The sequence below is a fragment of the Ileibacterium valens genome (assembly GCF_001945525.1).
Taxonomy (GTDB): domain Bacteria; phylum Bacillota_I; class Bacilli_A; order Erysipelotrichales; family Erysipelotrichaceae; genus Ileibacterium; species Ileibacterium valens.
Window position 1 is genome coordinate 1 of the sequence record NZ_MPJW01000221.1, and the last position, 10356, is coordinate 10356.

Annotated in this window: 9 protein-coding genes; 2 read left to right on the forward strand and 7 right to left on the reverse strand. The window is 38.7% G+C overall.

Annotated features, from left to right (window positions below; all coding sequences use genetic code 11):
* Positions 1–994: 994 nt before the first annotated feature.
* The 4 genes from BO222_RS11050 to rpmE all read right to left on the reverse strand — a co-directional run bounded on the left by BO222_RS11050 (position 995) and on the right by rpmE (position 5504).
* Entirely contained in the window at positions 995–2602 is a 1608-nt protein-coding gene (locus tag BO222_RS11050; RefSeq protein WP_075820838.1) for a GumC domain-containing protein, read from the reverse strand.
* A gap of 244 nt (positions 2603–2846) precedes the next feature.
* Complete coding sequence (locus BO222_RS11055) at positions 2847–3701, reverse strand: hypothetical protein (RefSeq protein WP_143357017.1); 855 nt, start codon at positions 3699–3701, stop codon at positions 2847–2849.
* Between the two features lie 170 nt (positions 3702–3871).
* A complete protein-coding gene (locus BO222_RS11060) occupies positions 3872–5146 on the reverse strand; it encodes a helicase-related protein (RefSeq protein ID WP_075820840.1) in 1275 nt (424 codons plus the stop codon).
* Positions 5147–5282: 136 nt separating this feature from the next.
* Positions 5283–5504 carry a 50S ribosomal protein L31 gene (rpmE, locus tag BO222_RS11065; protein WP_075820841.1) on the reverse strand — a complete coding sequence of 74 codons (222 nt, stop codon included), beginning with the start codon at positions 5502–5504 and terminating at the stop codon, positions 5283–5285.
* Positions 5505–5718: 214 nt separating this feature from the next.
* Between rpmE and BO222_RS11070 the strand changes: the two genes are divergently transcribed.
* Positions 5719–6279, forward strand: a complete 561-nt coding sequence (locus BO222_RS11070) for a DUF5662 family protein (protein ID WP_075820847.1) — start codon at positions 5719–5721, stop codon at positions 6277–6279.
* A gap of 146 nt (positions 6280–6425) precedes the next feature.
* On the opposite strand, the gene BO222_RS11075 is transcribed toward BO222_RS11070, so the two are convergent.
* Genes BO222_RS11075 through rsmG form a run of 3 tightly spaced genes read right to left on the reverse strand, consistent with a single transcriptional unit; the run spans position 6426 to position 8817 of the window.
* On the reverse strand, positions 6426–7334 hold the full coding sequence (locus BO222_RS11075; protein WP_075820842.1) for a ParB/RepB/Spo0J family partition protein: 909 nt from the start codon (positions 7332–7334) through the stop codon (positions 6426–6428).
* Entirely contained in the window at positions 7331–8113 is a 783-nt protein-coding gene (locus BO222_RS11080; protein WP_075820843.1) for a ParA family protein, read from the reverse strand. Before BO222_RS11080 ends, BO222_RS11075 begins: the two co-directional genes overlap by 4 nt.
* Positions 8110–8817, reverse strand: coding sequence for a 16S rRNA (guanine(527)-N(7))-methyltransferase RsmG (gene rsmG, locus BO222_RS11085; protein WP_075820844.1), 708 nt, complete (start codon positions 8815–8817; stop codon positions 8110–8112). Before rsmG ends, BO222_RS11080 begins: the two co-directional genes overlap by 4 nt.
* Positions 8818–9308: 491 nt before the next feature.
* Here rsmG and BO222_RS11095 point away from each other — a divergent pair, with 491 nt between their 5' ends.
* Complete coding sequence (locus BO222_RS11095) at positions 9309–10079, forward strand: DUF4230 domain-containing protein (protein WP_075820846.1); 771 nt, start codon at positions 9309–9311, stop codon at positions 10077–10079.
* Positions 10080–10356 lie beyond the last annotated feature (277 nt).

The following is a 10356-nucleotide window of genomic DNA, read 5'->3' on the forward strand; positions in this document are numbered from 1 at the left end:
TCGGTCTGTCAAGTGCTATATTCGGATAATTTATAAACTTTTGGAGCAACTCCACTGCTTGTGTTAAAAATCAAAAAAACGAGGAGCGAATTCCGCATGGAAGACACTCCTTAACTTAACGACATTGATAATTTTATACATTTGTTTAATTCTCATATTTTGACATTTGACAAGCCCCCCCTCATCCATAAAATAGGGTGATTAGATTGTTTATAACACATCTAAGAACGGCATTAGAATTTTTCTGTCTGGCTGAATTTACTTTGGATTGATTGTCATTTTTATTCTGGAGAAGATTCGAATTTCCTGGTTCAAGTGGAATTTTTTTAACGGATATTTCCGGGCCAATTCCCACAGCGATTTCTTCCGGACTGCATTTATTCAGGGGCACAATGGCACCGTAAGAAACCAACTGAGAATTTCTCGATGAGCCAGGATTTTTTTGGCTTCCGTATCATACTTTGCACGATTTTAAGCATTCACAATGGTCTGGGCAACCGGAGTCATTTGTTTTTTGTATATCATGATGATCGCCTGCGCTTTCGTATTTCTTATCCACCGTCAAATCATGTTTCGAAACAAATTCGTTTACGTTTTTTTAATATTTTTATTTATGTATGAAATATATAGAAAGACAGATGATTTATATGAAATGACTCAGAACAATGAATCGAAATGCTGCGATTAATCCTGGATAAACCTCTTTTCTCTTCAATCACTTAACCTGATCATGATGCTTTCTGCTTAAAGTCAATAACTTTCAGAAGATAAGACATCAAAATAGCCATAGTTATCATTCATATAGTTTGAATTATAATCTTTGATTGTTTTTTAATTATTATTTGGATATCTTCAGATCTTGTAAATACTGACTAAAGCCATAAAGAAAAGTAAAAAAAGATCTTAATCCAGCATCGATAAAGATGTCTGGTTAAGATCTTCTGATTATTTAGAAGAAAAAGCAAAAAAGTATGAGATTTAAAACAAGCAGAAATCAATCTAAGGATTCAAGTTCTCTCTGATATTCAGCAAGCTGTGAATTAAGAGCGTCAAGATCTGACTTAATAGGAGCATCAGAACCATTAATCTGATCATATTCATCTTTCTTCTGATCCATAGTCAGCTTGGCAGAATCCATAATTCCTTTAAAATAAGCTGCATCTGGATTCGGAGTATTCATTTCCTCAGTCAAGCGGTTCTGTTCATTTTTATTTTCGTTAATCTTATCCTGAACCGCCTGAATCTGACTTTTGAGATCATTAATCTCAGTCTGGTTATTTCCTGGATTATCTTCATCCTCGTTATCATCTTCATCATCACCAGGCGTGTTTTCCAGATTTGACAACTTACCTTGAAGATCACTCAGCTGAGTGTTCAGTTCAGTCAGTGCAGAAGCCAGCTCATTAATCCGATCTGTATTATTTACCGGAACATTCGCATTATTATAATTTTCAGTTGCTTTGTCATAGTCAGCTATAGCGTCCTGCCAGGCCTGATAAGCCGCATTGATTTTTCGAACTTGTTCGTTGTATTCTTCCTGCTTCTTAGCAATGCTTCCCTTAAGATCCTCAATTTTCTGTTTCAGTTCGCCTTTCTTTTCTGCGATCTGAGTCATATTTGAATTGGAATCCTGCTTCTTATCTGATTTGGCCAGTGCAAGCAGTTCATCGAAATTCTTTCCAGTCATGGACATGAGAACCTCGTTGATTTTTCTTTTCTGTTCATCATCGAGCTTATTAAACATTTTTTCGAATTCAGCGATTTTCTTCTGATCTTCTTCTGAATACGTATCATATTTTTCAGCCCAATCCATCACCTGATCAAAAAGACGTTTACGTTCTTCTATTTTTTCTGTATCTAAATTCGAAAAATAATTCGTGAAAAACTGAAACCCACCATATATCAGAAATGCTCCTAAAATCACTCCAAAAACTGTCACAGGAAGTTTCCAGGATACTTTTTTGGGCCCATAACCTCCGCCATCTGGCGAACCTGAATATCTTGAGCTGTAACGTTCTGGTTCAGCATCATAACTTCCCTGATCGGAACGAATGTATTCTCTTTTTAAAATTGGCTCATCCTGCTCCAGCAGATTTTGAATTTCATCCTCGTTCATATAAACCGTGGAATCATCCCCTTCATCTTCCAGGTTTATCACGCGAGTTCTTTCTATTCCTGCTTCAGATTCATTCACCGGTTTTGCCTTTTTAAATACAATGGTTCCATCACCCGGATCAGCAGCCTGAGCCTGTCCACTGGATTGTTCATTTTGATTATTGCTGCTGCGTTGAAGAGAACTGGATACAACTCTGGTACTTCCACCAGCCTCCTCCGGATCCAATGATGAATGAGACTCCGATTCGACAGGAACGCCTTTCCAGGATGGAGAAAGCAGATCATTCATCCTTTCTTCGCGTTCTTTCTGTCTGGCTTCTGTGGAGAATTTCGACTGAAAATCGGCTGAAGTTTCTCTGGCACGTTCAATTCGTTTCTTTCTTTGTTTTGTTCTGGCAAAATCATTAATCTTCTTTTCCATCGTATCATCGTTATTGATGGAGTCCAGAAGTGAGTCCAGAACATCAAATTCATCTCTATCGTTCACAGAACCATCCCCCCTTTTTTCTGTATTCTAACAAATGTACCTCAGATTGTCAGAGTGCCAAAATTGATCATACAACCTGAAGAAGCAATGCAAAAGTAAATCTATTTTAGAAATTTCAATTTGGTCTGCTCCAAATTGCAATTCAATAAAATATCGTCTTCTGAAAGCAGTCTCTCTTTTTATCTGTTGTACTGATCAAGTTTTTATTCATTTTTTTGAGGAGCAAGTCTGAGCAGCCTTGATTCTAGAACAGGGTTATGATCAGATCCGGTTTGATGTCATCAAAGAACTGATCGACCAAATTCATCCTTAAGTCATGATCCTGCCTGCTTATGTCTGGTTCGGTCAGAAAAACAGTTATTCTTTTCTTCTTTATCTTTTCAGTCTGTCTGTGTTTTCTGATTGCTTCTGTCTTTTTATTTAATCTTCCATGGTTTGCTTTCTGCTTTGGTTTTACCTTCTGAATATGACTGGCAGGTACGATTTGATTTCTTTCATCCATGATTAATAATGGAAAAACAAAACAGTTCTGTGATCTGAAGATCTCAGAGATTGGAGCATACCCTTTGCTCAGCCATTTTGAATCCATGATTTCAAGGGTATAGATAGCGCAATGTTTCAGCTCTTTGATCAGATTCTGTTCATGTTCAAGAAAACATCGATTGAGCACTCGGTCATTCAAAAATGTGAACTGTTCAAACATGGATTGAAGATCTTCTGTCTTTTCAAACAGAGAAAGTGGTCCTGATTCTTCTTGATCTGACAAAGATAAATCCTGTCGAAAATAGAATTTATCAGAATGCTTCTTTCTTTTTGAAGATTTTCTTCTTTGAGTCCATCCCTTCTGTTTTAGTACCTGATGAATTTTTATCCGATCTGGCTTATTCTTCTTAAAAATTTTGTCCTGACATTCCTGACAGAGACTCTGATCTGCAAAGAAAATCCATCTGGCATCAAAACATTCTTCCATTTCTTTCTGACACCATAAGCATCGAGAATGCGAAACTTCAATTGTATTGATCTGCTTCTCAATCTGTTTTAATGACGGAAAATGTGCAGCTAAATAGAGATCCAATGGTTTGCAGAAAACTCTGACCATTTCAGAGACTTTATTTATTTTGTTATATATTTTGCTGGATGGATTCATCCAGTTCTGATTTTTCTGTTGTTTTATCCCATTTCTATTTTTATTCCGATCTTTATTCCGATTTTTATTACGACCTGTCCTCATCCGTTTTCGTTTGATTCTGGTTTGCCTTCGCTTTTTCATCAATCTTCATCCTCGTATAACTCAGCTTGTAAAGAGGCATTCATTCGTCTGAGAATAGATACACATTCCTTCATGGGTTGAGATTTGCTTTCGCAATAACAGATTCCTTCTCCATATGGATTATTAAAAGCCCGTCCGACTCTTCCAAAGATCTGTATTAATGAAGCGCAGGTAAACACAGAATGATCTGATCGATACACCAGAACCTGAACATCCGGAACTGTGATTCCCCGTTCAAGTAAAGTCGTTGTAACCAGAATTGGATATTCCTTCTTTCGAAAGCGATTCATGATCATATCCTTATCTTCAATCTGAGAATGAATCAATTCGCAGGGGCCAATCAGGGATAAAAAAAGTTTCAGCCATTTTCCATCAATCTTTCTGGGGACAAAAACAAGAATCTGCTTTTTTTCATGGATCAGTCTTTTGCACTCGACTGCAATCAGGAAAGACTGCATCCACTTTGAACATTTTTTAATCTTGGGAACACACAATGGTTTGCCATGCGGTCGTTGAAACAGTTCGCAAAGAACCATCTTTTTCTGTTCAATCGCATCCATAATCTCTGCATCTGGTGTAGCGGATAATAAAAGCCTTTCCCCTTTACAGGCGCGAAGGGTGATAGCCTGCAGAGTTTCATTTCCGGCATATGGAAATGCATCCACTTCATCCATGATCAGCAGATCAAAAGAATGCGGATAGCGATACAACTGATGCATTGTGCAGACAATCAGATCACTGTCATATAAATCTTCCTTATTTTCGGGATATCCCTCACAAACTGCACTCACTTTCAAATCCGGAAAATAAGCAGTCATTCGATCCGCAATCTCTAAAACCACCTGTCTTCTTGAAATCGCAAAACAGACTGATTTCCCATTTTTTAAGTAGGTACTGATGCTTTCTAAGACGATTTCGGTTTTACCTGATCCAGCTGCTGCGTAAATAAAACAATCTTTATGAGACAAGACCGCCTCTAAAGCCTGTCTGGAAATCTTCTTTTGAAATGGAGTTAGTTCAAATTTCAATTTAGGTTTGTAAACCGATGCATTTTCCTGAATTGAAATAGAGTTCTTCTTTTCTCTTTGATCTTCTTGATCTGGTTTTAACCAGGAATCTTTGCTCACTGCAAATTTTTTTAAAATTGGAACTGGATCCTGATCGCCAAGATTCAATCGTCCAAATTGAATGCATCTTCGACAGTAAAGAATTCCCTGATCGTTTCCAAAGAGGGTTAAATCTTCATTCAGACATCTTAAACATTTTGTTTTCATACTTTCTTATCCACCGGAAATAAAAAAAGCTCCCAAATTTTCCTGTATTTGAGAGCTTTTTGTTAAAAATGGTAAATAGATTGTACAAAACGAAAAAAAACCAGCTGGAGAACAGCTGGTGAATAAGGTTGATCCCTTACTTGTTGTCGTCTTTACGGCCATATTTTCTGTTAAATTTCTCAATTCTTCCCTGAGCAGCCGCAAAACGCTGACGTCCAGTAAAGAAAGGATGGCAGTTGCTGCAGGTATCTACACGCAGAGTATCACCTTTGATGGTTGAACCGGATTCAAAAGTGTTACCGCAAGAAGAGCAAACAACTTTAACAGTATGGTAGTTTGGGTGAATTCCTTTTTTCACGTCGCGTACCTCCTTCCGCCTTAAACCCCTTGTGCGGGTTTAAAGTAAGTGCCAAAGCATTGTATCAGGATATTTGTCGAGAAGTAAAGAGATTCGAATTCTTTTTTCTATCTTTTTAAACCTGGTTCAAGCCTTTCAAAGAGTCGGGATTTCAATCTGCTTTTATATTCTTCTTTGTTTTATGTTTTATTCATTCAAGAGTATGCTTTTAGGTATGAATCAATCGCAAAAAATAATCGGACATCTTTCTACAATCAATCGGCATAAAGCAAAAGTTACTTCCCTGTGTTTTCGGTGCGGACTGATCAAACAGGGACTTCTGCACGATCTTTCCAAGTATTCATGGGAAGAACTCAAAACCGGATTTAAATATTACCAGGGATATCGGTCACCCATCGATGCTCAAAAAGAAGCTGAAGGCTGTTCGACCTCCTGGCTTCATCATAAGGGTCGAAACAAGCACCACTGGGAATACTGGCTTGACCACAATAAAGACGGAATTTTTCCTGTAAAGATGCCCTTTAACTATGTTGCGGAAATGTTCTGTGATCGAACCGCTGCAAGCATGACGTATTTAAAGGACAAATACAATGATTCTTCTGCTCTTGAATACTACAGGAAGAATCAGGCAATCACCATGTTTCATCCGGATACTGAAAAGCAGTTAGTCTACCTGCTCGAATACCAGAGAGATCACGGACTGGATGCCACGTTAAAAAAAATCAAATCAATGCTTTCAGAATTTCGAAAAACCGGAACAGTCACTCTGGATTGATCCTTTATGGTTATGCTTCATTAAATACCGCCAATCAAAGCAAAAACAATAAACAGTTGGAAAAACACGAACAAGGCCAGAATCAATGCGGATTCTGACCTCATTTTTTTATTCCGAATTCATTTGATTTATTTTCAGATTCTGGATTACTCGACTTCGCCACCGTCTTCGATCAGAGAAAGTTTTTCAAGAATTCGGGTAAGATCATTTTCATCTTCAAAATGAATCTGTATCGAATTTGGTTTGATTTTCACAGGAGTCTGAAAGAAATCTTCAAGCTGGCGATGAGCTTCCTGAACATAAATGTTATCCATTGGATCAGGCTGAGTAATTACTGGCGTTAATGGGTGCTTTTTCTTTTGAACGGCCTCACGGACTGCCTGTTCCATTTTACGAACAGACCATCCCTCTTCAATCGCCTGAGTAGCCAGCTTTCTCATCAAAGCCGGTTCTCCCGCTCCTAAAAGAGCCCGGACGTGTCCCATTGACAGTTTCTTTTCAACAACATATTGCTGAACATCTTCAGGAAGTCTCAATAGTCTTAAAAGATTGGTGACATGTTCTCTTGATTTACCAACCCGGCTTGAAACCTGCTCCTGTGTGTAATGATACGTCTTGATCAGCTGATCATAGGCTCTTGCTTCTTCAATCACATTCAGATTCTCACGCTGAATGTTCTCAAGCAAAGAGATTTCCATCATTTGCTGGTCATCAAAATCAACAACTATCGCTGGAATGTTGATCTGACCTGCTAGTTTGCTGGCCCGAAGTCTTCTTTCACCCGCGATCAAATCGTATCCGCGAACACTCTTGCGCACAAGAATGGGAGTAAATACTCCATGGGTTTTAATCGATGAAGCCAGATCCTCTAATGCACCTTCATCAAATATTTTTCTTGGCTGATAAGGGTTGGGACGAATATCAGCGACGGGGATTCGAATCTGTTCAGATACCCCGGTTTCAATCTGACCATTCTGGATGTCATCAAGCATTTGTGAGACATCCGTTCCAAAAATGGTTGAGAGTCCCTTGCCAAGTCTTGAACTTGAACTCATGCCCGTCTTTCCCTTTCATTAATATGTAAAATTTCTTTGGACAGCTCCATATAGGCTGCTGCTCCATTACTTCTTGGATCATATTCAAAAATGGATAAACCGCGGCTTGGTGCCTCAGACAGTTTGACATTTCTTGGAATCGAATTCTGATAAACCAGCTTGCCGAATGTCTGTCTTACTTCCTGAGAAACTTCAACAGACAGCCGGGTTCGAATATCGAACATCGTCATCAGGATCCCTTCAATGCTCAATGCCCGATTGCTTGTCTGCTGAACCAGACGAATGGTTAGCAACAACTGGGTGACTCCTTCCAAAGCGTAATATTCACACTGAACAGGAATCAGAACGCTGTCCGCAGCCGTCAGCGCATTGGTATTCAACAGCCCCAGACTTGGCGGACAATCAATAAAGATATAGTCGTAATCATCACGAATAGGTTCAATGGCCTTCTTTAACAAGTGCTCTTTGCCTGGACCCATCTTATCCATTTCAAGATCTGCACCAGCCAGAGAAATGGCCGCCGGAATAATGTCGATATCCGGACTCGTCTTATGAACGATCGCTTCACTGGCCGGCACGTTTTCTAAAATGACATTGTAAATGGTGTTGACGATTCCTGAATCCAGAGCATTGAGACCACTTGTCGCATTGCCCTGCGAATCAAAATCAATTAACAATACTTTCTTTCCATGACGGGCAAGACCCGATGCCAGGTTGATGGCAGTCGTGGTCTTTCCCACTCCGCCTTTCTGGTTGCTTACGGCAATCACACGGCTCATTGGACTTCCTCCATTGGCTTTTTCTTAATCATTCCATAGTTTCTTGGATATTTTGCGGGTGTTTTCGCATTCTTGGTAAAGAAGAAAACGATTCGCCCGGACTCATGTTCTAGTTCAAAAGCGTCGGTATGATCGAGACTTACTTTCAGTTCCCTTAAGGCAGGAGCAGCCTGAGTCAGTTCTTCCATACCATTTCGGCCTTTTAAGGCAATGAACGTTCCGCCTTTCTTCAATAATGGAACACAAAGCTCTAAAAGAATTGACAAACGTGCGACCGCTCTGGCGCTGACGGCATCAAATTCTTCCCGATGATCCCGGGCATAATCTTCTGCTCTGGCATTTTCAATCCTGACATTGTGAAGGTTCAGCTGTTTTTTTACTTCTTCGAGGAATTTGCAGCGCTTGCCCAAAGGTTCAACCAAAGTAAATGTTCGATCCGGGAAAAGGATCGCTAAAGGAATTCCTGGAAATCCTGCACCACTGCCCACATCACAAAGCGTTTTGAATTCTGCCTTTTCAAAAGGACGAATGGAGTCATAAAAGTGCTTTTCCCAGATTTCTGAATCTTCTGTAATTGCCGTCAGATTCATTTTTTCATTCCATTCTTTTAATAATCTTGCATACTCTTCAAACTGTTCGAGCTGCGTATCGGAGATTGGAATGGATAAAGCTTCAATTTCTTTTTTGAATTCCTGTTTGTTCATATTTTTCACCTGTTTTTTTTGAACATTGGATCGATTTAGGATCCAGTAAATTTCTGATTTTATTGATTGATCTGTTTCCTATCCAAATATTATAGCTTTATTTAATATTCCTCACGGATTCTATGTTTAAAATTCCAGCCGATTCCTGATTCATTCCTATTTATCCTGCTGTTTCAGCCGTTCAGAGTAATTGATTTCATTTCATTGTTACTGCATCATAAATGAGCTCTTTATACTCCATATATGAATTTGCGGATCCATTTTCAGATCAAATCGTCTGTATATTTCTTTGGATTTATCAAATGAACTCAAGATCATACAAAGAGAAGACTAAATCTGATTTTTATCTGATTTATCCATCTATTCCTATGATATTCAGATTTTTCAAAATTGAAAGTGTAAAAAGCAAGTTTCTGATGAAATTTTTACGCAATCGCAATTGGTTTATTGAATTTACAGGAACATAGAATAGTTTGTGCTAATATTTTGGTATGAAAAAATTGAGAACTTCGGCTGTATGGACCATATTCGGATTTATTATCTGTCTTTTTCTTCTGTTATGGCTCTTTTTTACTTCACGGCCATCGACAAGTACTTCGATTAATTCCACGATGCTAAAAAACTCAATCGAAAATGCGAGTGATCTGATTACAACGGAATACAACTATGCCAAAGTTGGAAAATTTGAAAATTCGCATGAAATAAACGGCTGGCAGATTCCGTTTACTCAAAAGAACTTTCTGCTGACTTATCAGGGTCAGGTCAAGCTTGGAATCAATGCCAGAGACCTGGAAATCACAGTTCGCAATAACAAGGTCATTGTGGACTGTCCGCCTATAGAAGTCATTTCAAATACGATTGAAGAAGAAAGCATTGAGATTTATGATGAATCGATGAACCTTCTGAATCCAATTTCCATTCAGGATTATCTTGATTTTGCAACAGTTCAAAAACAGACCATTCTTAAAGAACTCGATGAAAAGAATGTCATTGAAGAAGCAAAAGCTGAAACCCAAAGGTCACTGACGCAGCTGCTTGAAATGATTCCGGAACTCAGAGAAAACTATACGATCGAAATCCATTTCTCTGATGATCAGCCAACCTTTGCATCTTCAATTCCACCTGAAGAAGTTGATGAAAATTCAGCCCATTCAAACCCGGATACAGATCAGACTGAGTCATCTTCTGACTTGCAAAATGATTCAGATAATCCGGATGATCAATCTGTTCAGGAAAACGCAGATCAATCTGAAGCAAAGTAATAAACCAAAGACCGAATTAGAAATATCTAGAAGAAGCGAATTGGACTGTAAGCTGGCCAATTCGCTTTTTTTTCATTTCAAATGGTTTTGATGGATTTACTAACCTAAAAAAAGGGGCTGTTAAATTTCTGACAGTCCAAAAATAAAAAGAGGCACCTGATCCGTAATGGATGAGGTGCCTTTTTTGGTAAAATATGTTCATGCTCAATAAACAAAATTACCAAACACACTATAACTCGATTCAGGGCCGTTTGCCACTGCTCCATTCTCTCTTCCC

What these genes read in the sequence shown, in the direction of transcription:
- BO222_RS11055 (WP_143357017.1), bottom strand. Translation starts at nt 3,701, where the DNA reads ATGGTCAGAGTTTTCTGCAAACCATTGGATCTCTATTTAGCTGCACAT.
- BO222_RS11060 (WP_075820840.1), bottom strand. Translation starts at nt 5,146, where the DNA reads ATGAAAACAAAATGTTTAAGATGTCTGAATGAAGATTTAACCCTCTTT.
- BO222_RS11095 (WP_075820846.1), top strand. Translation starts at nt 9,309, where the DNA reads ATGAAAAAATTGAGAACTTCGGCTGTATGGACCATATTCGGATTTATT.
- BO222_RS11070 (WP_075820847.1), top strand. Translation starts at nt 5,719, where the DNA reads ATGAATCAATCGCAAAAAATAATCGGACATCTTTCTACAATCAATCGG.
- rsmG (WP_075820844.1), bottom strand. Translation starts at nt 8,817, where the DNA reads ATGAACAAACAGGAATTCAAAAAAGAAATTGAAGCTTTATCCATTCCA.
- BO222_RS11080 (WP_075820843.1), bottom strand. Translation starts at nt 8,113, where the DNA reads ATGAGCCGTGTGATTGCCGTAAGCAACCAGAAAGGCGGAGTGGGAAAG.
- BO222_RS11075 (WP_075820842.1), bottom strand. Translation starts at nt 7,334, where the DNA reads ATGAGTTCAAGTTCAAGACTTGGCAAGGGACTCTCAACCATTTTTGGA.